This window comes from Volucribacter psittacicida, assembly GCF_004339025.1.
Lineage (GTDB): Bacteria > Pseudomonadota > Gammaproteobacteria > Enterobacterales > Pasteurellaceae > Volucribacter > Volucribacter psittacicida.
Genome location: NZ_SMFT01000001.1, coordinates 265411 through 288385 on the forward strand (window position 1 = coordinate 265411; position 22975 = coordinate 288385).

At 37.0% G+C, this 22975-nt stretch carries 22 protein-coding genes; 10 read left to right on the top strand and 12 right to left on the bottom strand.

Translation table 11 applies throughout. The features are described 5' to 3' along the window. Positions 1-36: 36 nt before the first annotated feature. Both tehB and EV694_RS01230 read right to left on the bottom strand, forming a co-directional pair. The gene (gene tehB / locus EV694_RS01225; RefSeq protein WP_132688098.1) at positions 37-900 is read right to left on the bottom strand and encodes an SAM-dependent methyltransferase TehB; all 864 of its coding nucleotides are present in this window, start codon (positions 898-900) and stop codon (positions 37-39) included. A 152-nt stretch (positions 901-1052) separates the two neighbouring features. Next, positions 1053-1862 (bottom strand): 5'-nucleotidase, lipoprotein e(P4) family, encoded by an 810-nt coding sequence (locus tag EV694_RS01230; protein ID WP_132688101.1) that lies wholly within the window; start codon positions 1860-1862, stop codon positions 1053-1055. A 135-nt stretch (positions 1863-1997) separates the two neighbouring features. Between EV694_RS01230 and EV694_RS01235 the strand changes: the two genes are divergently transcribed. The 6 genes from EV694_RS01235 (at position 1998) to EV694_RS01260 (ending at position 8397) form a co-directional block, all read left to right on the top strand. Beyond that, positions 1998-2579, top strand: coding sequence for a LemA family protein (locus EV694_RS01235; protein ID WP_132688104.1), 582 nt, complete (start codon positions 1998-2000; stop codon positions 2577-2579). Positions 2580-2600: 21 nt separating this feature from the next. Further along, positions 2601-3044, top strand: a complete 444-nt coding sequence (locus EV694_RS01240; RefSeq protein ID WP_132688107.1) for a TPM domain-containing protein — start codon at positions 2601-2603, stop codon at positions 3042-3044. Then, a complete protein-coding gene (locus tag EV694_RS01245) occupies positions 3037-3795 on the top strand; it encodes a TPM domain-containing protein (RefSeq protein WP_132688109.1) in 759 nt (252 codons plus the stop codon). Before EV694_RS01240 ends, EV694_RS01245 begins: the two co-directional genes overlap by 8 nt. Positions 3796-3877: 82 nt before the next feature. Next, a complete protein-coding gene (gene grxD / locus EV694_RS01250; protein ID WP_132688112.1) occupies positions 3878-4207 on the top strand; it encodes a Grx4 family monothiol glutaredoxin in 330 nt (109 codons plus the stop codon). Between the two features lie 162 nt (positions 4208-4369). Continuing rightward, complete coding sequence (locus EV694_RS01255) at positions 4370-6397, top strand: BCCT family transporter (RefSeq protein ID WP_132688115.1); 2028 nt, start codon at positions 4370-4372, stop codon at positions 6395-6397. A gap of 59 nt (positions 6398-6456) precedes the next feature. Continuing rightward, complete coding sequence (locus EV694_RS01260; protein ID WP_243645945.1) at positions 6457-8397, top strand: BCCT family transporter; 1941 nt, start codon at positions 6457-6459, stop codon at positions 8395-8397. A gap of 105 nt (positions 8398-8502) precedes the next feature. On the opposite strand, the gene EV694_RS01265 is transcribed toward EV694_RS01260, so the two are convergent. Next, complete coding sequence (locus EV694_RS01265) at positions 8503-9462, bottom strand: lactate/malate family dehydrogenase (RefSeq protein WP_132688118.1); 960 nt, start codon at positions 9460-9462, stop codon at positions 8503-8505. A gap of 293 nt (positions 9463-9755) precedes the next feature. Here EV694_RS01265 and cspD point away from each other — a divergent pair, with 293 nt between their 5' ends. Beyond that, positions 9756-9965: a cold shock domain-containing protein CspD gene (gene cspD / locus EV694_RS01270; RefSeq protein WP_132688121.1), complete on the top strand. Its 210-nt coding sequence runs from the start codon at positions 9756-9758 to the stop codon at positions 9963-9965. Positions 9966-10224: 259 nt separating this feature from the next. Here cspD and dxs read toward each other — a convergent pair whose 3' ends face one another. The 7 genes from dxs to can all read right to left on the bottom strand — a co-directional run bounded on the left by dxs (position 10225) and on the right by can (position 18918). Further along, a complete protein-coding gene (dxs, locus tag EV694_RS01275; protein ID WP_132688124.1) occupies positions 10225-12078 on the bottom strand; it encodes a 1-deoxy-D-xylulose-5-phosphate synthase in 1854 nt (617 codons plus the stop codon). 18 nt (positions 12079-12096) lie between these two features. Further along, positions 12097-12981 (bottom strand): (2E,6E)-farnesyl diphosphate synthase, encoded by an 885-nt coding sequence (gene ispA, locus EV694_RS01280; protein WP_132688127.1) that lies wholly within the window; start codon positions 12979-12981, stop codon positions 12097-12099. Positions 12982-13009: 28 nt separating this feature from the next. After that, positions 13010-13255 (bottom strand): exodeoxyribonuclease VII small subunit, encoded by a 246-nt coding sequence (gene xseB / locus EV694_RS01285; RefSeq protein WP_132688130.1) that lies wholly within the window; start codon positions 13253-13255, stop codon positions 13010-13012. A gap of 183 nt (positions 13256-13438) precedes the next feature. Beyond that, entirely contained in the window at positions 13439-16078 is a 2640-nt protein-coding gene (gene ppc / locus EV694_RS01290) for a phosphoenolpyruvate carboxylase (RefSeq protein WP_132688133.1), read from the bottom strand. A 445-nt stretch (positions 16079-16523) separates the two neighbouring features. After that, entirely contained in the window at positions 16524-16787 is a 264-nt protein-coding gene (locus EV694_RS01295) for a GlsB/YeaQ/YmgE family stress response membrane protein (protein ID WP_132688137.1), read from the bottom strand. Positions 16788-16916: 129 nt separating this feature from the next. Further along, entirely contained in the window at positions 16917-17918 is a 1002-nt protein-coding gene (gene purR, locus EV694_RS01300) for an HTH-type transcriptional repressor PurR (RefSeq protein ID WP_132688140.1), read from the bottom strand. A gap of 325 nt (positions 17919-18243) precedes the next feature. Continuing rightward, positions 18244-18918: a carbonate dehydratase gene (gene can, locus EV694_RS01305; protein WP_132688143.1), complete on the bottom strand. Its 675-nt coding sequence runs from the start codon at positions 18916-18918 to the stop codon at positions 18244-18246. Positions 18919-19001: 83 nt separating this feature from the next. Here can and EV694_RS01310 point away from each other — a divergent pair, with 83 nt between their 5' ends. The 3 genes from EV694_RS01310 to EV694_RS01320 all read left to right on the top strand — a co-directional run bounded on the left by EV694_RS01310 (position 19002) and on the right by EV694_RS01320 (position 21087). After that, positions 19002-19925 carry an ABC transporter ATP-binding protein gene (locus EV694_RS01310; RefSeq protein WP_132688146.1) on the top strand — a complete coding sequence of 308 codons (924 nt, stop codon included), beginning with the start codon at positions 19002-19004 and terminating at the stop codon, positions 19923-19925. 1 nt (position 19926) lies between these two features. Continuing rightward, entirely contained in the window at positions 19927-20694 is a 768-nt protein-coding gene (locus EV694_RS01315; protein ID WP_132688149.1) for an ABC transporter permease, read from the top strand. Positions 20695-20934: 240 nt separating this feature from the next. After that, positions 20935-21087 carry a YoaH family protein gene (locus tag EV694_RS01320; RefSeq protein WP_132688152.1) on the top strand — a complete coding sequence of 51 codons (153 nt, stop codon included), beginning with the start codon at positions 20935-20937 and terminating at the stop codon, positions 21085-21087. A gap of 40 nt (positions 21088-21127) precedes the next feature. Here the strand turns inward: EV694_RS01320 and uspE are convergent, their stop codons facing one another. Together uspE and EV694_RS01330 are read right to left on the bottom strand one after the other, a co-directional pair. Then, on the bottom strand, positions 21128-22057 hold the full coding sequence (uspE, locus tag EV694_RS01325; protein WP_132688154.1) for a universal stress protein UspE: 930 nt from the start codon (positions 22055-22057) through the stop codon (positions 21128-21130). Positions 22058-22166: 109 nt separating this feature from the next. After that, positions 22167-22940 carry an FNR family transcription factor gene (locus tag EV694_RS01330; protein ID WP_132688157.1) on the bottom strand — a complete coding sequence of 258 codons (774 nt, stop codon included), beginning with the start codon at positions 22938-22940 and terminating at the stop codon, positions 22167-22169. Positions 22941-22975: the final 35 nt, after the last annotated feature.

Consider the following 22975-nt stretch of genomic DNA (forward strand, 5'->3'; position numbering starts at 1 on the left):
GGCTATAAATTAGCCCCAAATTGGGGCTAAAATCAATTAAGGTTTTCTGGCTAATAATGTGGCAAATTTCATTTTGATACGATTACCTTGTTCATCGGTTTTATGCAATTCACCCATATTTTCATTATATTTAACCAATTCCCAGCCCTGATAATAATTTTTCAATTCATTTTCCGCAAAGGTAAAAGAAAAAGGTAAAGGACAAGGCACTTCCTCAGTGGACATAGCGGCTACAATCAAATTATAACCACCAGATTTAGTATGGTCTTGCATATTAGCAATGATTTGAGGAATGGCATGGCGATCTAAGAACATCAATACCACAGTAGAAATAATCACATCATATTGTTGCTGAATATTAGCAAGGTTTATATCGTAAAGTGCGGTCTGAATCGCAAGATTTTCTTTTTCAGCAGTTTGCTGTAAAAAAGCAATGCTATTCGGATTATGATCCAAAGCGGTAACCTGATGACCAAGTAACGCAAGATACAAGCTATTTCGCCCCTGTCCGCAACCTAAATCTAGCACTTGGCTATTAGCCTTAAATAAATCCGCTGCATTTCTCACTTCAGAATGGGTGGCGGTCATATTATATTTTTTACTAAAATAATCTGCTTTTTGGCAATAAAATTCCAAATAACATTGCAAATCATCAGATAACGCCTCAACACGATGCCAAAGCTGTGGCTCCACAAAAGGCGTATCTTGATCGGCAGTAAAAATATGCTCACTAAGCACATCGCCATCTTCCGTTAGTACATAAAACTTTAATTTTCCCTGTAAAACCGTCACTTTTCCCCAAGTACCGACCTTAGTATTATGTTTTTCTTGAAACATTTTAGGCAAGGTCTGTTTAGTCCAAACAGGCATTTTTTTATAGCAAATAAGATCTAGGCTCATTGAAAATTTCCTCATATAAATACTTGACTATAATACTAGGTTATTGCGATAAAGTTTTCAACGGAAAAAAAGGATAGTTTGGTAAGGTTTGATTTTGATCAAATTAAATTTCTATGAGATAGACCAGCTCTGTAAGGCTGGTCTTAAAAGGTTTACTCCCCACTCCAAGCCTTGATGGCATTATGACGAATATTGAGTTTGTTTTGGCTATCGCCTTTAAAGTAGTTTGGATCTAGACCGCCTTCCCAATCCCCGTAGTTTGGATTAGGTAATATGATGAATTTTTTACCAAAGAGATTGGCGTTATGCTGAACGAAATCACGTCTTTCTGCGTTGGATTTGCGGTATGTGGCATCGCCAAAGTCATTAAGGTTATCGCCAATGTAGAGGACGATGTCATAACCTTGTTGTTCAATTTGTTCAAAGCGTGGTGTTTTATTTGACTTGTCTTTTTTCAAATAAAGCGTGTGCTCATTAACATTACTGAAACCGAGACGGTGCATATCATCAATCGTGCCTGCTTTTTCTACGTCATCACGGCGATTTGAGACGAAAAAGACAGTTCCCCCTGTGGCATTAACATAATTGACGAATTCAACTGCGCCTGGAATAGCGCCAGATTGGCGGGCATCTACCCATTTTGTCCAAGTTTCGCCTGTAAAAGGTTGTCCATTTTTGATTTGCCAGCCAGCGTAAGGGCTATTATCAATAAGGGTTTCATCAAGATCGATTGCAACAGCTTTTTTCTTGCCTTTGCTCACCTTAGCTTGATCATAGGCAACTTTCGCAGCATTAAAGGCTTGATGGGCTAAGGCTTGATATTCGCCGGATTGTTGTAACCAAACAATGCCAAGTGCGGCTTGGTTTTGTAATTGTGCTTCGGCACGTTGTTCGCTATTCGCACAGGCGGTTAATAAGGCGACACAGCTGGCGACAATAAAGGTTTGTTTGAGATGTTTCATAGGTGTTTCTCCGTTTGTGATAAAAATGTTTATATAATCTATCAAATAAATTGTTAAACTGAGAGATAAATTCAATGATTTTGTGATATAGTTCGCAGTTCTTTATCAAAATGACATTTATTAGAGGTATTAATAATGAAAAAATGGCTAGTGATTGCTTTGGTTGTTATTGTAGCAGTTTTTACTGTGATGGGAAGTTATAATAATTTGGTGCAAGCTGAGGAGGAAATTGATTCGGTTTGGGCAAATGTGGAATCTTCTTATCAGCGTCGAGCGGATTTAATTCCTAATTTAGTCAATACGGTTAAGGGGCAGGCAAATTTTGAGAAAGAAACCTTAACGCAAGTGATTGAGGCGCGAGCCAATGCGTCACAAACAAAAATCGATCCTGCTAATATGACAGAGCAACAATTAGCAGAATTCCAACAAAGTCAAAATCAGGTAGGATCAGCCTTATCTCGTTTATTGGTAACGGTGGAACGTTATCCTGAACTTCAAGCTAATCAAGGTTTTATGAATTTACAGGCACAATTAGAAGGGACAGAAAACCGTATTAATAAAGCCCGTAATGATTTTAATGCAGCGGCTCGCCTTTATAATCAAAAAGTGCGTCAATTTCCAACAAAATTGGTGGCAATGTTATTTGGTTTTAAAGAAAAACCTTATTTTAAATCCAGTGAAGGGGCTGAGAATGCACCTGTGGTAAGTTTTAACTAAGTGTGAAAAAGGTTCGCTAATATGCCATTATTTCGTAAGCCTATTCCCATTGATAAGTCCTTGATTGAGCAGAAAATTGGGGAAATAGAACAAAAGACTTCTGCTGAGTTGCGGGTTTATATTGAACGTAAGATAGCAAAAAATACTTCTGTTTTAGACCGCACTTTGGTGTTATTTGACCAATTAAACATGCAGGAAACGGCACAGCGTAATGGCGTATTAGTTTATTTAGCTTTTGATGATCATTTGTGTGGTGTATTAGGCGATAAGGGAATACATCAATATGTGGGGAATGATTTTTGGCAGAAGGTAAATCAGCAAATGATTGCACATTTCAAACAACAGCAATATACGCAGGGCATTCTTGAGGCTTTAGGGGCGATTGGTGCTGAGTTAGCGAAGTATTTTCCTATTCAAGCTGATGATATTGATGAGTTGCCTAATGAGGTGATTATTCATGATTAGATCCTTTTGGCAAAAAAGTGCGGTGGTTTTTGTCATTATTTTTTGGGCAATTCAATTAGGGGCGGCACAATTTCCTGCGCCGCCTCAACCCTTTCGTTATGTTAATGATTATACCCATACCCTATCACAAACAGAACTTGCTCAGTTGGAAAAGGCATTGCAACAATATAGCCAGCAAACAAGTTCACAGATTGCGGTGGTAATGTTGCCAACGGTCGGCGATATGGATATTGCCCAATATGCTTTTGAACTTGGCGATAAATGGGGGATAGGGCGAAAGCAATTAAATAATGGCGTATTAATGTTAATTGCTAAAAATGATCGCAAGATTTTTATTGCAACAGGACAGGGGCTTGAAGGGGCATTGCCTGATGCGTTTTTATCGCAACTGATTCGTCAGCAAATTACCCCTTATTTTAAACAGAATCAATATGCGCAAGGCATTGCTAATGGTTTATCGGCGATTATTGCAGCCAGCCAAGGGGAATACGAGGCTTATGAACCCGCACAAGAATCTCGCTTGGTTGAGGCTTTGCCCTTGATTATTTTTGCTCTTATTGTGGCATTTTGGCTGTTTAAGCTGTTAGGCGGTAATCAAGTTTATATTAGTTCAAGCACGCATAACCGCACATCAAGCAGAAGAAATCATAACCATTTCGGTGGTTTTGGTGGTGGAGGCTTTGGAGGCGGATCGGGCGGCGGCTTCGGTGGAGGCGGTTTCGGCGGCGGTGGTGCTGGGGGAAGCTGGTAATTTTTGTGATTATCAATCTCTATGCTATACTTTTGCACCGATATTCATTTACGGACATATATTATTTATCTTGAGGTAAAAAATGGAAACGTTAGAAAGAATTAAACAACAAATCAGTGAAAACCCTATTTTAATTTATATGAAGGGATCACCAAAATTTCCTTCTTGTGGCTTTTCGGCACGTGCGGTAGAAGCATTAATTAATTGCCAAGTACCTTTTGGTTATGTAGATATTTTGCAACACCCTGATATTCGTGCTGAGTTGCCAAAATATGCGAATTGGCCAACCTTCCCACAATTATGGGTAGAGGGCGAATTGGTCGGTGGTTGTGATATTATTTTAGAAATGTTTCAACAAGGCGAGTTGCAGACTTTACTGAAGCAAACCGCTGAGAAACATTCTCAAGAATAATCACATTTTCTATAAGATCTTTATTATTCTATTTGACGATAAATATAAAGATCCACATTTAATGAACCACAAACGAGAAGGTTTGTGGTTATTCATTTTTAGATTTTAGTGGCGTTTATGATATAAGTCATAAAATGCTATAACAATGAATAGGAGCATTTTTTGTTTATTACAAAGTTTTTTCAAAATAAATCCTCTTTTAATCCTTTTGTGATTTCGGTAACGTTATCGATTGTGGTATTGCTTGTTGTTTTAACGGTAGGCTTACCACAGGATAGCCAAATCATATTAGATAGCATTAAATCAGGTATTTTTGCTAATTTTAGCTGGTTTTATATTATTGCCTTTTCAATCTTCTTAAGTTTCTTATTTATTTTGTCGATCAGTAACTTAGGTAATATTAAATTAGGTATGAATGAAGATGAGCCGGAATTTTCTTTTCTCTCTTGGCTCGCTATGTTATTCGCCGCCGGTATGGGGGTAGGGTTGATGTTCTTTGGTGTCGCCGAGCCGTTGACCCATTATTTCTCTTCTATTACTACGGGCAGTGCCGAACATAAACAGCAAGAAGCCTTATTACATACTTTCTTCCATTGGGGCATACATGCTTGGTCTGTTTATGGTGTTATCGCGTTGGCGCTGGCTTATTTTACTTTCCGTTATAAATTGCCTTTAGCCTTAAGATCTTGTTTCTATCCGTTATTAAAGGATCGTATCAATGGTAAATTAGGCGATATGATTGATATTTTGGCATTGGTCGCCACATTATTCGGTATTATTACTACGCTTGGTTTTGGTGCCTCTCAGCTTGGTGCGGGGCTAGAACAAATGGGGTTAATTTCCGATAATAGCTTTACGTTAAAAATCGTGATTATTGCCATTGTTATGAGCTTGGCGGTTTTCTCTGCTATTAGTGGGGTTGGTAAAGGGGTAAAATTATTAAGTGAAATTAACTTAAGTTTAGCCTTTTTATTAATGTTATTTGTATTAATTGCTGGGCCAACATTATATTTGTTGTCTTCATTTAGTGATAATTTAGGGACTTATTTAAGTAGCTTAATTGGACTAAGTTTTAAAACCTATATTTATGAATCCGAAAATACAGGTTGGTTTACAGGCTGGACAATCCTTTACTGGGCTTGGTGGTGTTCTTGGGCGCCTTTTGTTGGCTTATTTATTGCCCGTATTTCTCGTGGTAGAACCATTCGTGAGTTTATTTTTGGCGTATTAGCAGTGCCAAGTTTATTTTCCATACTTTGGTTTACTGTTTTTGGTAATAGTGCAATCTGGATTGATACCAATATCGCTAATGGTGCCTTACACGAGTTAATTTCCGCACCAGAAAAACTATTATTTAAATATTTAGATTATTTACCATTCTCAACAATCACAGGCCTTTCTGCTCTTGTTATTATTGCCTTATTCTTTATTACTTCGGCGGATTCAGGCATTTATGTATTAAATAATATCGCTTCTCGTGATAAAAGCCTTACTTCTCCACGTTGGCAAGCCATTATGTGGGGCGTTTTAATGTCGATTGTGGCAATCGTATTAATGGGCTTAGGGGGCTTAGGGGCATTACAAACAATGACCTTAATTACCGCACTTCCGTTTGCTTTCTTAATGTTGATTATGTGCTTTAGCTTATGGAAAGGGCTAAGTGCAGATAAGAAATATTTTGACGCAAAAGTAACACCAACCAGTATTTATTGGACAGGCGACAAATGGAAAGAACGCCTAAACCAAATGCTTAATCAGACGCAAGAAAAAGATATTTTAAAATTCTTAAAACATACTGCGTTGCCGGCAATGCGTGAATTAAGACAAGAGTTAATTGGGGTACATAACCTTAATGTAGAGGTGGTGCATAATTTTGAGCAGGAAGAACCTAGCGTTGAAATTATTATCAAAAAAGAATCAATGCGTGATTTTATGTATGGCATAAAATCGGTAAGTTATGAGGTATCTGAGCAATTAATTAATGATGAACATTTACCACATATTCAGCACGCAACCACCTATCAGCCAATCACCTACTTCTTTGATGGGCGGACAGGTTATGACGTACAATATATGACACGCAATGAACTTATTGCCGACATATTACGCCAATATGAACGTTATCTCACCTTGCTTGATGATGTAGGCCAAGAATTAATGGCTCACGAACAAACAGAGCTTGCTGAGTAGGCAAAATCTTATAGAGACACTTGGTGCTATAGCACCAAGTGCTTTTTTATGGATAAAAATTGAATAAAAATAAACTTATCAAAATCATTATGCGCCGATTTCCCTCTTCTATTTTTAATCTCAATGTAGTGCTAACCAGTTTATGTTTTTGCGGCATAATTATTGGTTTAGTGGTTTGGCAACCGCAACAAGCCTTGCAATATCTTGCTTGGATAAGAGAGTTTATTTTTACTCAATTTGGTTGGTTTTATGTATTAACCAGTGCAGGATTTATCTTCTTCCTTATTTTTCTTGCTTTAACCCGTTATGGCGATATAAAACTGGGGGACAATGATGATGAGCCTGAATTTTCCTTAGGATCTTGGTTCGCATTATTATTTACTGCAGGAATGGGAATTGGTATCGTTTTTCTCGGCGTAGCGGAACCTCTATCCCATTTTTTAGATCCCCTTAGCCATAAACAATTAGAACGCAATGCAGTTTTTCAAAGTATCTTCCATTGGAGCGTCAATGCTTGGGCAATTTATGGCGTGATCGCCTTAGCCATTGCCTATTTTGGTTTTCGCTATAAATTACCGCTTTCTTTACGCTCTTGCTTTTATCCTTTTTTTAAACAAAAAATTGACGGCAAGTTAGGGGATATGATTGATATTCTTGGGCTTTGCACCAGCTTATTTGGCATTATCTGCACCTTAGCTTATAGTGCGATCCGCTTAACCATGGCTTTCCCAGAGGGAAGACTGACCACCCAAGTGATATTGGCCGGTGTTTTTATCATTGCCCTATTGGTGTCAATGAAACGCCTTGCCAACGGCTTGCGTTTAGTCAGTGAACTTAACTTAGTCTTGGCTTTATTATTAATGCTTTTTGTTTTACTAGTTGGGCCAACAGCTTATTTATTGTCCGCTTTCACAGAAAATATTGGCTATTATCTTAGTAGTTTTGTCAATGTTGGCTTTCGTACTTATGTTTACCAACCCGAAAACATAGAATGGTTCAAACAATGGACAATTCTCTATTGGGCGTGGTGGTTTTCTTGGGCGCCCGCTTTTGGCATTTTTATTGCAAGGATTTCTAAAGGAAGAACAGTAAGGGAATTTATCTTTGGCATTTTAGTCGTGCCAAGTTTATTTTTTATTTTATGGTTTACCGTATTTGGTAATGGCGTTATATGGATCAATGAATATATTGCTCAGGGGCAATTAAAAGATTTTATCGATCAATCAGGTAAATTATTATTTGCTTTTTTATCTTATTTACCCCTATCAACCCTTTCACAATTTATTGCTCTTGCTGTTATTAGCCTATTTTTTATTACCACCATTGATTTTGGTATTTATATTCTCAATAACATTTCCTCAAAAGATAAAAGCCTTGTTGCACCTCGCTGGCAAGCCATAATGTGGGGAGCGATTTTAGCAACGGTAACCTTTATTCTATTTGAAATTGGAGGAACAGAGGCATTACAAGCTACCATGCTTATTTTTTCTTTGCCTTTTGCATTATTAATGATCGTTATGGCAATGAGCTTATTAAAAGGCCTACGTTTAGATTATTATTATCACAACAGCGAGCATAATAGCCAACATTGGCGAAATGAAGATTGGCGAGGACAATTAACAGAATTGCTGACTCAACATAATAAGCAAGACGCTATGACTTACCTAAAACATATCGCATTGCCAGCAATGCGAGAATTACGCCAAGAATTAATTGGCATTTATGAATTAAATGTACATTTAGAAACGGATTTTGAACAGATAAATCCTTATATTTTATTTATTGTACAATTACAAAATGAGCAACAATTTGAATATAAATTAGAACTAGAAAAAAGCATCAATTATGAACAAGAAAAACGTTATCAAATATTAGCGAAAACCAATATTAATGAGTCCGCCTATGAAATACAATATTTATCAAAAAATGGGCTTATCGCCGATATTCTCCAACAATACGAAAACTATCTCGCCCAAGATCTAGAAATTGAGAATATTTAGTTTGATGATTTTATCTCATTAAAAGTGCGGTGAGTTTTAGGAAATTTTTTGAAAACGCACCGCACTTTCTTACTGGTTTTTTCTATTTTTGTTGGTTAATACTTATTATTTACCATTGGCATTAAGCCCCGTTTTCAACGCCACATCTTCTACAATTTTTCTTAAATTTTTAGCACTTTGTTGTAATTGCAAAAGCTCATTTTCAGTAAAATTATATTTAGGAATAGCGCCAATGCCTTGGCTATTTATAATTACTGGAACACTTAAAGTGATATTATGAATATCATACTCGCCATTTAATAACGTACCAACAGGAAGAACAGAATGTTCATTAACAGAAATCGCGCGAATAATACGAAATACACTTGCCGCAATCCCATGATTGGTATTTAATTTTAGCGCAAATACTTTTAATCCTTCTTGCTTTACTTCATCTAAAAGTTGTTCGGGATCAATAGGATCAAAGCCATTATTACGACAATAATCTTCCACTTTTTGCCCCGCTATATTCATTAAGCTCCAAGGAAGAATACTATTGGCACCATGTTCACCCAGAATAAAACCAAAAATATTCTTAGGATCTAACCGCACTTTATCTGCAACAAGGCGCATTAATCTCGCACTATCTATTACACAACCCGAACTAATAGTACGTTGACGAGGGTAATTTGTGTTACAAGCAATAAAATGTGCGACGATATCACAAGGATTAGTCACAACAATAAGAATCGCTTGTGGTGAATAATGTTCTAATTGCTGAGCAATTTCTACACCAATTTGAGCGTTAATTTGTGCTAAAGATAAACGATCTTGCCCAACTTGAATTTGAGCGCCAGCAGTAATAACAATAATATCGCTATTTTCTGTATCGGCATATTCGCCAGAAATCACCTTAGTATTTTTTGCAAAGGTCAATGCACTCATATGGTTAAAGTCAATTTGCTCACCTTGACAACGCTGTTTATTTAAATCAACTAACACTAACTCTCGGCATTGCCCCATATGTAATATAAAACTACAGATTTCTACACCAACAGCCCCTGCACCAATAACAGAAATTTTCATAATAACCTCTTTTAATTTCAGATTTAATGTTAAATAAGTATAAATAAAAATGGCTAAAGGTGCGAGTTTTCTCTAAAAATTGGAACGCTTAGAGATATTGAGGGACATAACCTAAAAATTTTTGTGATCAAGGCGACATTTTTAGAATTTTATACTTGCTTTATCTTGTGAATTCGTTGAGTATTCTTTATGTAAATTTAACATTGAATAATAAAGCAATATATTTAAAGAGATTATGTTGTGATATATGATGTTTTTTACAAAAAGGAATCAATAAAACAATAGAGGTCATTATGGAAGTTGGTACAGTTAAATGGTTTAATAATGCCAAAGGATTTGGTTTTATTTCTGTTGAAGGTGGTGAAGTGGATGTTTTTGCTCATTATTCAGTCATTGAGATGGAAGGATACCGTTCTTTAAAAGCTGGACAAAAGGTTAATTTTGAAGTAGTACATGGCGATAAAGGTTCCCATGCCACTAAAATAATTCCTATTTTAGGATAATATCTAAACCATAAAAATAAACAGGCGAATTAATTTCGCCTGTTTATTTTTATACGTTTTTGAGAAATTCTATTAATTAAAAAATTTTATATAATAAAAAAGCCGATATCCAAAAAGAGAGATATCGGCGAGGTCTTAATGATAAGATTAAAAAGACATCTGCAATATGCAGTACACTAGCATTAACTCAGACTCGGATTTAAGCAAATAGTTCAATAAAAATAAATTTTTTTACTCTCCTTTTTCGCTTTATTTCCATTTATTGCTGATCAAGGAAGTGCTGGATTTGTTGCTGTATTCCTTGGCTATCAAGCTGTAATTCCGCTAATACTTCTTGTTGAGTACCTTGTGAAATAAAATAATCTGGTAAACCAAGTTGTAAAAGTGCGGTGGTTTTTTTGAATTTATTTAGCACCTCACTGACCGCACTTCCTGCGCCGCCTTGAATGGCATTTTCTTCAACGGTGACTAAAAGCTGATGGGTTTGACTAAGCGCGATAATTTGCGTTTCGTCAATAGGTTTAACAAATCGCATATCAACCACAGTGGCATTAAGGTTTTCAGCCACCGTCATTACCGCTGGAAGTAAGGTACCAAAATTTAGTAATGCAATTTTTTCGCCTTGGCGGAGAAGCCGTGATTTTCCTAGAGGTAAGGATTGCAAAGGCATTAATGTTGTACCGATAGCATTCCCTCGAGGATAACGTACGGCAGCAGGTTTGCCACAATGATAACCGGTATATAACATTTGTCGACATTCATTTTCATCACTTGGGGTCATAATGACGAGGTTTGGAATACAACGCATAAAACTAATATCAAATGCCCCTTGATGGGTTTGTCCGTCCGCTCCTACAATACCCGCTCGATCGATAGCAAAGAGAACGGGGAGATTTTGAATGGCAACATCGTGGATCACTTGATCATAAGCACGTTGTAAAAAGGTTGAATAGATAGCGACAATGGGGCGATAGCCTGCAATGGCTAATCCTGCGGCAAAGGTGACGGCGTGTTGTTCGGCAATAGCCACATCAAAATACTGTTGTGGAAAACGTTGAGAAAATTCAACCATACCTGAACCTTCTCGCATTGCAGGGGTAATGCCGATAAGTTTTTCATCATCACTTGCCATTTCACAGAGCCAATCGCCAAAAATTTTTGAATAAGTGGGGATTGTGCTAGATTTAGGCAATTTGCCACTGAGGGGATCAAATTTAGGGACGCCATGAAAACCAATGGGATCTTGTTCGGCTGGGGCATAGCCTTTGCCTTTTTTGGTCATAATATGGAGAAATTGCGGACCTTTTAATGTACGCATATTGCTGAGTGTGGTAATGAGCTCCTCAATGTTATGCCCATCAATAGGACCAATATAATTGAAGCCAAGCTCTTCAAACATTGTGCCAACAGGCGAAACAAAACCTTTTACATGTTCTTCAGTTTTGCGTACGAATTCTTTGATTGGGGGGAGATTGGAAAGAATTTTTTTGCCCCCTTCTCGAATAGAGGAGTAAAAGGAGCCAGATAATAAACGTGCGAGATAATTATTTAATGCTCCAACATTTTCTGAAATTGACATTTCATTATCGTTAAGAATAACGAGCATATCGGTATGTAATGAACCTGCGTGGTTTAAGGCTTCAAAAGCCATACCTGCTGTAATAGCCCCATCACCGATGACACAAACAGTTTTGCGTCCTGCATTTTCTTTTTGTGCTGCAACTGCGAGTCCTAGCCCAGCACTAATGGAAGTAGAGGAGTGCCCAACACTAAGCACATCAAACTCACTTTCTTCACGCCATGGAAAGGGATGTAGCCCATTTTTTTGGCGAATGGTGTGCATTTGATCACGACGACCTGTGAGAATTTTATGGGGATATGCTTGATGTCCAACGTCCCAAATAAGATGATCAAAAGGCGTTTTAAATACATAATGGAGTGCAACAGTAAGTTCTACTGTACCTAGACCCGAAGCGAGATGTCCGCTAGTTTGGCTCACTGATTCTAACAAGTAATCACGCAGTTCTTGGCAAACTTGTGGTAGTTGATCTTTACTGAGCAAGCGAAGATCATCTGGTGAATCAATGAGAGAAAGAAGAGGATACTTTTGCATAGTTATTGTTGTCCCACATTAATGTTTTCTATGAATAATAAATGCCGCAAGTTCACGAAGTGCGGTGGTATCAAAACAAATATTTTCCAGTGCTTGTATAGCTTGTTGATAGAGTTGTTGGGCTTTATGTTTTGCCCCTGTTAAACCTAATAATTTAGGGTAAGTGCTTTTATCCGCCATTAAATCCGAACCAGCGGTTTTACCTAAGGTTTCGCTATCGCTTTCTATATCTAAAATATCATCTTGCACTTGAAAAGCTAAGCCTATCCCTTGAGCATAATGGGTTAATTGTGTGGCTAATTGTTTATCTTGATAGTAAGGCGAACAATAGAAGCCCATCATCACTGCGGCAGTTAATAATGCCCCTGTTTTATTGCGATGGATACGTTCTAGTTCTTCTAAGGTAATCTGTTTATGTTCCGCCATTAAATCTAAACTTTGTCCTAAACACATTCCTTTTATACCTGAAGCTACGGAAAGTTGTTGGATTAACTTAATTTGTTGTTGGGCAGATAAAGTAGGAATATGGCTAATTAATTCAAAGGCAAAGGATTGCAGCGCATCGCCAGCTAAAATCGCCGAGGCTTCACCAAAGGCAATATGACAAGTGGGTTGGCCACGCCGTAATTCATCGTTATCCATTGCGGGTAAATCATCATGAATAAGGGAATAAGCATGAATTGCTTCAATGGCAGCGGCAGCATAATCAAGATGTTGCATTTCAGCATTGAGCATACGCCCAGTGGCATAAACAAGAAATGGGCGAATACGTTTACCACCGAGTAATAAACCATATTTCATTGCATCTAATAAATGAGAGGGGCTCACATTATTGACTTGTTGATGAAGAAAATGATTAATGCGTTGCTGTAATTGTTGTAGATCTTGATTAAATTGATACATATTTAGCCATAAATCGCTTATTAGTGAATTATTGTTCCGATTGATAATCGCTGAGTTCGGCGTTATCATTTTTCTGTAATAAAATTTGAATACGTTGTTCTGCTTGGGCAAGACGTTGTTGTCCTTGTTTGGCTAGGGCAATACCTTGTTCAAATTCAGCTAAAGACTCTTCTAAACTAAGATTACCATTTTCTAAACGCATAACAATATTTTCTAATTGTGTTAAGGTTTGCTCAAAATCAAGGGAATTTTTGCTATTTTTTTTCGTCACCATAAGCGATCCTAGATTGTGATGTAAATGGGCATATTGTACTTTAGTTTTGATCACTTGTCGGTGGGTTTTTGCAAGATTTATGGAAAATTATGATGATTGCTTAAGGATTGGTTGTTTTATAAACAAAAGCCAGATACCCCAATAAGGGTATCTGGCTAGTCTTTTTTACGTTAAATCAAGAAATTAACCTGTATTACGCATACCTGCGGCAATGCCTGCAATGGTAATCATTAAGGCTTGTTCTAAATCAGGATTAGGTTTATCCCCTTGTTTGCGTAAACGGTATAATAATTCCACTTGCAGAATATTTAATGGATCAGTATAGATATTGCGTAGTGCAATAGATTCTGCGATCCAAGGTGAATCTGTCATTAAATTATCTTCGTGAGACAAAGACAATACCGTTTTTATATCCGCATTGAGTTGTTCTCGTAAATGTTTGCCTAAATACCATAATTCAGGTTTCACAAGACGTTGATCATAATGTTCAGCTAACCAAGTATCGGCTTTACTATAAACCATTTCTAACATACCAATACGGGTGGAGAAGAAAGGCCAATTTTTACACATATCTTCTAAAATTTCACCTTTACCCTCGCTAATGGCACGCTGTAAAGAAGCCCCAGCCCCTAACCAAGCTGGCAACATTAAACGGTTTTGCATCCAAGCAAAGATCCAAGGAATGGCTCGCAGGCTTTCGACGCCACCATTTGGATTACGTTTCGCAGGACGAGAGCCTAAAGGGAGCTTAGATAATTCTTGCTCAGGGGTAGCACTACGGAAATAAGGCACAAAATCTTTATCTCCACGCACCACACCACGATAAATCTGACAAGAGGATTGAGAAAGTTCGTGCATAAGCTCACGCCATTCGCCTTTTGGTTCAGGCGGTGGCAATAAGTTTGCCTCTAAAATGGCGCTAGCATAAAAATCAAGGCTTTCTACAGCAACATCAGGCAAACCGAGTTTAAAGCGAATCATCTCGCCTTGCTCCGTTACCCGTAAACCATTTTTAAGCGAACGAGGTGGTTGCGATAATAATGCGGCATGGGCAGGTGCACCTCCACGTCCAATAGTACCGCCACGTCCATGGAATAAGGTTAATTCTACGCCAAGCTGTTCACATAAATTAACTAAAGATTCTTGTGCTTGATATTGCGCCCAAGACGCTGCCATCATACCTGCATCTTTAGCGGAATCGGAATAACCAATCATCACCATTTGTTTATTATTAATAACCCCACGATACCAACCAATATTAAATAATTGGGTCATCACTTGCTCTGAGGCTTCTAAGTCATCAAGGGTTTCAAATAATGGCACCACAGGTAAATGGTAAGGTACCCCCATTTCTTTTAATAGAAGATGGACAGCAAGTACATCGGATGCAGTGCGAGCCATAGAAATAATATAACAAGAAATAACTCCCTCTGGTTGATTGGCAATGACCTTACAGGTATCCAATATCTCTTTGGTTTCCTCTGAAGGAGTCCAATCTAAAGGAATAAGCGGACGGCGAGAATTTAACTCTTTGATTAAAAAGGCTTGTTTATCCTCTTCTGTCCATTGTGCATAATCGCCCAAACCAATATAGCGAGTGATTTCAGCGATAGCATCAGTGTGCCTTGTACTTTCTTGACGAATATCCAAGCGAGAAAGGGTAACACCAAAACAACGAATACGGCGTAAACAGTCCAATAATAAACCATTAGCAATAATACGCATACCACAAGCTAATAAAGATTGATAACAATCATAAAGCGGTTGCCAAAGTTGCTCGTCATAACGAATAATCGTACTTTCATCAACACTCGGTTTACGATCGGACAGTAAATCATTGTAATAAGCTAAGGTATTGATTAATTTACTACGCAATTCTTTTGCTAACACTCGATAAGGTTCAATATGATCGCCATATTTCTGTCTAAATTCAGGGGTACATTCCACAATAGACAATTCTTCCGTTAAGGCTTGAATATCTTTTAAAAAGAGATCGGCAGCTTTCCAACGTGCTAAATATAATACTTTTTCAGTCACTTGATGGGTTACATAAGGATTACCATCACGATCGCCACCAATCCAAGAAGAAAAACGCACAGGCGTTAATTCAACAGGTAATTGTAGATCAAAATGCTCTACCATATTTTCATTTAATTGACGCAAAAATGCCGGCACAGCTTGCCACAGGCTATTTTCAATAAACGCAAATCCCCATTTTGCTTCTTCAAACGGGGTTGGACGTTGAGTACGAATTTCATTGGTATGCCAAGCTAAAGCAATAAGTTGTAATAAACGGCTTTCAATTTGTTTACGCTCTTTTTCAGTCAAATCATCATGATCTAACTTGCTTAAACATTTATTAATTTCCACATGTTTATGCACCAAAGAACGGCGAGTGACTTCCGTAGGATGAGCGGTTAAAACCAGCTCAATAAGTAATTTCTCAACGGTGTCTAACAGTTGCTGTTGAGAGAGATTTTGGGATTTTAATCGCTGAAATAAAGCAGAAATAGAACGATCTGACGCATTTTTATCTTGATGATGACGAGAAATGCCCTGATATTGCTCGGCAATATTGGTCAAATTAAGAAATTGACTAAAGGCACGTGCAACAGGAATGATATTATCATTAGAGATATTTTCTAAGGTATCAAGCAACTGATTTCTGGCTTGATCATCACCATTGCGTGAATTACGTGATAGTACACGAATATTTTCAATTAAATCAAGAATATCACTACCCTGTGCATCACTAATGGTCTCGCCAAGAAAATGCCCAAGCATATTGATATTGTTTCGCATTGCTGAGTACTGTTCAATCATAGGAAATACCCTCATAAAGTAAAAAATAGATAACTGATAGTAGATATAACAAAAATGGAGAAAGGACGCAAATATCATTTAATTTATTAAATAAAAAAATAGTGAATAGTTGTTTTAGATCTATTTTTATTTGAAATTTGGTGAAAAATTTCTATGAAATCTGATAAAAATAACAATAAGTTAAAATAAAGTTAATTATTTAATGGTACTTTAAGAAATTTAGTTGGTGGGGTTGATTATGACAGTTTTAATTATAACGATTCTATATTTGTTTCAATTTAAAATGAGTAAGGTACATCGAAGACAGTACGAGTAGTATAGAGAGACGTAGTAACACTGTATCATTTTAAAGTGGACAACTATAATTATGTAGGAATAGAATATTTACTAAAATAGATAATAAAAAAGTGCGGTCAATTTCACCGCACTTTTTGTGGTTATCTCATTATTTTTTCATAATATTAAGATAACGCAAAATAACAATAAGAATACAGGCACCCGCTACCCCAAAGAGTAAACCGGCGATATTTAATTGTCCTGCGGCGTGGGCAGAACCAATGCCTAATAAATCACCAAAAATCCAGCGGCCTAATGATGAACCAATGATACCAATTACGATGTTCATACATAAGCCCATATCGCTTTTCATTACTTTTTCAGCGATCCAACCAATTAAAGCACCTATAATAATTGCGGCAATCCAGCCCATAGCTTTTCTCCTAAATAAAAGATTAATAAAAAACCTAGTAGATACTAGGTTTGTTAATTTTAACGTATTTTTTATAAAAGCAAAATATTAGAGTAATAGGTTTAGCTTTTTATATTTAAAGTGGGACGACTATATATGGCGTACAGATTGACGTACAACCAATTCAGGATACATTTCAATGGTCGTAGGCTGAGTGGCTTCACCTCGGATTCTTGCCAATAATAACTCAATGGCTTTTGCCCCTAAACGGGTTTTAGATTGATGAATGGTGGTGAGTGGGGGAGCGTAAAAGCGTGAAGCGTGAATATTGTCGTAACCAATAATTGAAATATCTTTAGGTACAGATAAACCACGTTCAGTAATGGCAGAAATTGCGCCTAATGCCATAACATCATTACAACAGAATACTGCGGTGGGTAAGGTGGTTTGGTTTAGGATTTTATTCATACATTCGTAACCATCTTCAGGCTCAAAAGAGCCTTCCATTATCCAATCAGGATTAATGGTTAATTGGGCTTCTTGCATGGCTTTGATAAAGCCTTGATAACGGGTTTGTGCGGTAACTTTATGTAAGTTTCCAGCAATGATCCCAATGTTTGTATGCCCATGCTCAATGAGATATTTAGTGGCGAGATAGCCGCCTTCAAAACTGTTATCTTGGATAACATCGGTTTTGCCATTATCTAATCCCCAATCCATCACTACCATAGGTAATTGGCTAAACTGGCTAAAGAGATCTAAAGAGTCTGGATTGTACTCGGAGCACATAATTAAAACGCCATCAACCCGTTTTTGAATCAACATGGCTAAATGGTTTTTAATTTTTTCAGGTTCGTTTTGAGTATTGCAGAGAAATAATGAATAGCCTTGGCGATAACAATGTTCTTCTACGGCATGAATAATTTCGGCAAAATAAGGGGCTTCACTGGTGGTAACAATCATACCAATGGATTTTGTGGTATTAATTTTTAAGCTACGAGCCACCGCACTGGGGGAATAATTTAATTTTTCTATGGCATCAAGCACTTGTTTTGCGGTGTCTTCGGCGACAAAGCGGGTTTTGTTAATGACGTGGGATACTGTCGTGGTGGATACCCCAGCCATTTTGGCGACATCTTTAATGGTTGCCATATTTTCTCCAATTTAGTCTTTGTTATTATCGTATGGAATGCTGTATAAAATGATTAATTATGGCATACAATATGCTGATTAGGTAGTGAAATAATTTGCTTGTTTGCTCTTGTTTAACACAAATTAATGGCTTTTTAGCCAAAAATTTGGTAAAGTTTGGCGAAATATTTCACTTTAAGAGGTAATGATTATGGGTACTTTTGGTTATTCAATGCTAACAGTGGTTTTCGCATTAGCGATGATTGTTTTTTTAGCATCATTGATTTTTTAATTGAAAACATAAGCATAATAAAAGGGAATGAGGCTTCATTCCCTTTTTGTATGATTACTTAGGTTGCGGATAAAGTGCGGTAATATCCGTCATTAATTTTGCAATGGTATTACGATAGGAAATTTCCAAACTTTCTCGACTGGTAGCGCTTACACCTTGATCCATTAACAAACCATCATTCACATCATAAACCCAACCATGCAAGGATAGGGTTTTTCCATTACGCCAAGCGGATTGAATAATGGAAGAACTCCCTAGATTATATACTTGTTCCGCCACATTAATTTTGGTCAGTACATCCGCACGATATTCTGCAGGGACTTTTCCTAACAAATGGCTATGTTTATACCAAAGATCACGAATATGTAATAACCAGTTATTGATTAGACCTAAATCTTTATTTGCCATAGCAGCATGAATACCGCCGCAATTAGTATGCCCACAAATAATGATATGTTCAATATTAAGTACATCAACAGCATATTGCACCACAGATAAACAATTTAAATCCGTATGAATAACTTGATTCGCCACATTACGATGCACAAAGAGTTCCCCAGGGCCAAGATTGGTTAGCTTTTCGGCAGGGACACGGCTATCGGAACAACCAATCCATAAATAATTGGGTTTTTGTTTATTGGCAAGGCGTTCAAAATAATCAGAGTTTTCCTCTTTCATTTGCATTGCCCAACGGTAGTTATTTTCAAATAATGCGTCAATTTTTTTCATATTTTACCTGTGTTTGCTATAATTTTTTGCCGATTAAGTATAGGCAATATTTTTTATTATCACAATTTTATTTTGTAGATGTTATGAAAGCATTAGAAATTAAACAATTAACAAAACAATATAAAAATGGTTTCCAAGCCCTGCATGGAATTAATCTCAGCGTTGAACAAGGCGATTTTTATGCCTTATTGGGACATAATGGTGCTGGGAAATCTACCACAATCGGTATTATCAGTTCCTTGGTCAATAAAACCAGCGGTCAAGTCAAGGTGTTCGGTTATGATTTGGATCATAACTTGGCGGAGGTCAAAAAACATATCGGACTTGTTCCGCAAGAATTTAATTTTAACCAATTTGAAAACGTCATTGATATTTTGATTAATCAAGCGGGTTATTATGGTATTCCTCGTGCGGAAGCCTTAGAGCGAGCAGAAAAATGGTTGAAAAAATTAGATTTATGGGATAAGCGTAAGCAACAGGCGATGCGTTTATCGGGCGGAATGAAACGCCGTTTAATGATTGCTCGAGCCTTAATGCATGATCCTAAATTATTGATTTTAGATGAACCTACCGCAGGGGTGGATATTGAATTACGCCGTACAATGTGGACGTTTTTGCGAGAGCTGAATTTGCAAGGGACAACCATTATTTTAACGACCCATTATCTTGAAGAAGCGGAAATGTTATGCCGTAACATTGGTATTATTCAGCATGGTAAGATTGTGGTGGATACCTCAATGAAAGCCCTATTAGCTAAATTAGAAAGTGAAACCTTTATTTTAGATCTCGCAGAAAAAACACCTTTGCCACAAATTCAAGGCTATAACCTGACACAATTAGATAGCAATACCATTGAAGTGGAAGTGAAACGAGAACAAGGATTAAATGGCTTATTTGCCCAGTTTTCAGCACAGGGCATCAAAGTATTAAGTATGCGAAATAAAGCCAATCGCTTAGAGGAATTATTTTTAACGATGGCATTAACAAAGCCTACAGAGGAAGAATAAAATGAAATTAGCTTGGATAGCATTTTATACCATTTTACATAAAGAAATTCGCCGTTTTATGCGCATTTGGGTGCAAACCTTAGTCCCACCAGTGATTACCATGACCCTATATTTCGTCATTTTTGGGCAGCTAATTGGTAGCCGTATTGGTGAAATGGGGGGATTTAGCTATATGCAGTTTATTGTGCCGGGGTTAATTATGATGTCCTCATTAACGAATTCATTTGCTAATGTGGCGTCCTCTTTTTACAGTACAAAATTTGCTAAAAATGTGGAAGAGTTACTCATAGCCCCTGTTTCTCCCCATATTATTATTTTAGGTTATATGATGGGCGGTATGGCAAGAGGATTATGTATCAGTGTGTTAGTTACGCTGGTTGCCTTATGTTTTGTAGATTTAACCATTCATTCTTGGTCAATGCTCCTTATCACCCTATTTATGACAACAGCAACCTTTGCCTTGGGCGGTTTAATTAATGCCGTCTTTGCTCGCTCTTTTGATGATATTAGCATTATTCCCACCTTTGTCTTAACCCCACTCACTTATTTAGGCGGTGTGTTTTACTCCATTTCCCTTCTCCCTGAATTTTGGCAAATGGTGTCTAAATTTAACCCGATTATTTATATGATTAACGGTTTTCGCTATGGGTTTCTCGGCGTCAGTGATGTTACTCCCATGTATGCCATTATGGTATTAAGCCTCTTTATTTTACTGTTATATAGTTTAGATTATTATTTGATTAGTCGAGGCGTTGGGCTGCGTAGTTAGACATAAATAAAGTGCGGTGGAAAATTAAAAAATTTGGGGCTGTATTAGATTAGCAGTTATGATAGACTGTAAAAATGAATATAACTCATTGTAAATTAAAAGAAAAATAATACTAAAACTTAACCTCACTTTTAATACAGAGTATAAGGAGATATATTTATCTCCTATTTTATTTGATGACGACAAAAAACTTATTCTTTGATATAGTTACCCCTTATTAAATTAACAAGGCTTAAAACAATGAATGAATCTTCTCTTCTTAATCTAACTCACGAACAACAGCAACAGGCGGTGGAAAAAATTCAGCAATTTATGGCGCAGGGAATGAGTAGTGGCGAGGCTATTCGTCTTGTTGCTCAGCAATTAAGGGAGCTACAGCAACAAAAAAACTAGGTTATTAACCTAGTTTTATGTTTATCTTAAATAAGCTAAGTTATTCTTCATTTTTACTTGGTTTGACCGCGAGTAAATTACAGCTTAATTTACTAATTACGTGTTCTGCTGTATTTCCCAAGAACGCTGCGGATAATCCTGTACGTCCGATAGTACCTAATACCACCAGTTCTGCACCGATTTCTTGTGCAACCTGTGGGATAACTTCTTCTGGGAAGCCTTCAAGCACATGGGTATGATCTTCATCAATACCAAATTGTTGGCGTAGGGCTTTCATATTAATTAAATGTTGCCCACGAATACTCTGATTATATTCCGTTGTATTAAATTCAGGTAAATCAATGGCCATATTAACAGGAGCGGAAGGGTAGGCGCTGACTAAATGGATATTACCACGATCAAAACTTTCCGCTAAATCAAGGCTGATATTGACCAATTCTTGATTAAAGGCTTGATGATATTCTTGATCGCCTGCAACATTCACTGCGACCAAAATACGGCGTTGATGTTTCCAGTCGCCGTCTTTTACCATTAAAATAGGTACAGGGCATTTACGCAATAATTGCCAGTCCATTGGGGTAAATAATAGCGAAGTTAAACTTTCTTGCTCCTTGGTATATTTCACTACCAGATCATAGTGTTTTTGTTCAATTTGCTCGGCGATAGCTTCCGCTTCGTTACTATTCCATACCACAGAGGCGTTAAATTCGATCATAGGATCGGCATATTTATGCAAATAAGGTTCGATTAAAGCTAAGCGTTGTTGAATGACTTTTTTGTGCATTTCTTCTCGTTCTTCAGAAGAAACAAGTGCGGTCATTTCAAAGGAAAAATCATAAACGGCTAGAAAAAGGGTAATTTTAATTGGGCTAGAATAGGCTTGTTCTTTCGCTAATCGTACAGCACGTGCAAGTGCATATTGTTTTTCACTTTCGGGATTTAATACCACAAGGATATTTTTAAATTTCATAATAACCTCCGTAAAAACGACTGTTAATAGCATAGGGGATATTAAGAATAATAACAAGCATAACAATAAAAAATAAAAGCACAATAATGAATATTGTGCTTTATAGAAATTAGCTTACCATTTTTATTTTAGGCTTAGTGGTTCCAGCTAATTCAATAAGTTCGGGCATATTATTGATCGTAATATATTTTCCTTGTACACTTAGCAATCCTGATTTTTGAAAACGTCCTAATAGGCGACTAATGGTTTCAACGGTTAAACCAAGGTAATTACCAATATCCCCACGCGTCATAGTTAAGCGAAATTCACGCGCTGAAAAACCACGAGCTGAGTAGCGATTAGATAGGTTTAAAATAAAAGCGGCAAGACGCTCTTCAGCATTCATTTTGGAAAGTAATAAAATCATTTCTTGATCACTTTTAATTTCATTACTCATTAAACGCATAATTTGTTGGCGTAATTTTGGCATTTTACCTGATAAATCATCAAGAATATCAAAAGGGATTTCACAGACCATAGCGGTTTCTAAGGCTTGGGCAAAACTAGGGTGGCGCATATTAATAATGGCATCAAATCCCACTAAATCACCAGGTAAATGAAAAGAAGTAATTTGTTCTTCGCCGCTTTCACTGATTGTGTAGGATTTTATTGTGCCGGAACGAATGGCATATAAGGATTTAAGTTCATCGCCTGCTTTAAAAATAATTTGCGACTTTTGGATAGGTTTTTTGCGTTCAATGATATTATCAAGTTGATTAAGTTCGTGTTCATTTAATGTGAAAGGGATACAAAGTTGACTGATACTACAATCTTGACAATGAATGGCACAACCTCCTGATTGAATACGCCGTCCAACTTTTACTTCGTTTGCTAAAATTTTCATTTTATCCTCGTCCTTAGGCAAAAAAATCGTGTAAA

Excerpts from the sequence above, each read along its gene's own strand:
- EV694_RS01230 (WP_132688101.1), bottom strand. The coding sequence starts at position 1,862 with ATGAAACATCTCAAACAAACCTTTATTGTCGCCAGCTGTGTCGCCTTA.
- EV694_RS01310 (WP_132688146.1), top strand. The coding sequence starts at position 19,002 with ATGAAAGCATTAGAAATTAAACAATTAACAAAACAATATAAAAATGGT.
- tehB (WP_132688098.1), bottom strand. The coding sequence starts at position 900 with ATGAGCCTAGATCTTATTTGCTATAAAAAAATGCCTGTTTGGACTAAA.
- grxD (WP_132688112.1), top strand. The coding sequence starts at position 3,878 with ATGGAAACGTTAGAAAGAATTAAACAACAAATCAGTGAAAACCCTATT.
- can (WP_132688143.1), bottom strand. The coding sequence starts at position 18,918 with ATGAAAAAAATTGACGCATTATTTGAAAATAACTACCGTTGGGCAATG.
- cspD (WP_132688121.1), top strand. The coding sequence starts at position 9,756 with ATGGAAGTTGGTACAGTTAAATGGTTTAATAATGCCAAAGGATTTGGT.
- dxs (WP_132688124.1), bottom strand. The coding sequence starts at position 12,078 with ATGCAAAAGTATCCTCTTCTTTCTCTCATTGATTCACCAGATGATCTT.
- EV694_RS01240 (WP_132688107.1), top strand. The coding sequence starts at position 2,601 with ATGCCATTATTTCGTAAGCCTATTCCCATTGATAAGTCCTTGATTGAG.
- EV694_RS01320 (WP_132688152.1), top strand. The coding sequence starts at position 20,935 with ATGAATGAATCTTCTCTTCTTAATCTAACTCACGAACAACAGCAACAG.
- EV694_RS01295 (WP_132688137.1), bottom strand. The coding sequence starts at position 16,787 with ATGGGCTGGATTGCCGCAATTATTATAGGTGCTTTAATTGGTTGGATC.
- EV694_RS01265 (WP_132688118.1), bottom strand. The coding sequence starts at position 9,462 with ATGAAAATTTCTGTTATTGGTGCAGGGGCTGTTGGTGTAGAAATCTGT.
- purR (WP_132688140.1), bottom strand. The coding sequence starts at position 17,918 with ATGGCAACCATTAAAGATGTCGCCAAAATGGCTGGGGTATCCACCACG.
- EV694_RS01330 (WP_132688157.1), bottom strand. The coding sequence starts at position 22,940 with ATGAAAATTTTAGCAAACGAAGTAAAAGTTGGACGGCGTATTCAATCA.
- uspE (WP_132688154.1), bottom strand. The coding sequence starts at position 22,057 with ATGAAATTTAAAAATATCCTTGTGGTATTAAATCCCGAAAGTGAAAAA.
- EV694_RS01245 (WP_132688109.1), top strand. The coding sequence starts at position 3,037 with ATGATTAGATCCTTTTGGCAAAAAAGTGCGGTGGTTTTTGTCATTATT.
- ppc (WP_132688133.1), bottom strand. The coding sequence starts at position 16,078 with ATGATTGAACAGTACTCAGCAATGCGAAACAATATCAATATGCTTGGG.
- ispA (WP_132688127.1), bottom strand. The coding sequence starts at position 12,981 with ATGTATCAATTTAATCAAGATCTACAACAATTACAGCAACGCATTAAT.
- EV694_RS01315 (WP_132688149.1), top strand. The coding sequence starts at position 19,927 with ATGAAATTAGCTTGGATAGCATTTTATACCATTTTACATAAAGAAATT.
- EV694_RS01235 (WP_132688104.1), top strand. The coding sequence starts at position 1,998 with ATGAAAAAATGGCTAGTGATTGCTTTGGTTGTTATTGTAGCAGTTTTT.
- xseB (WP_132688130.1), bottom strand. The coding sequence starts at position 13,255 with ATGGTGACGAAAAAAAATAGCAAAAATTCCCTTGATTTTGAGCAAACC.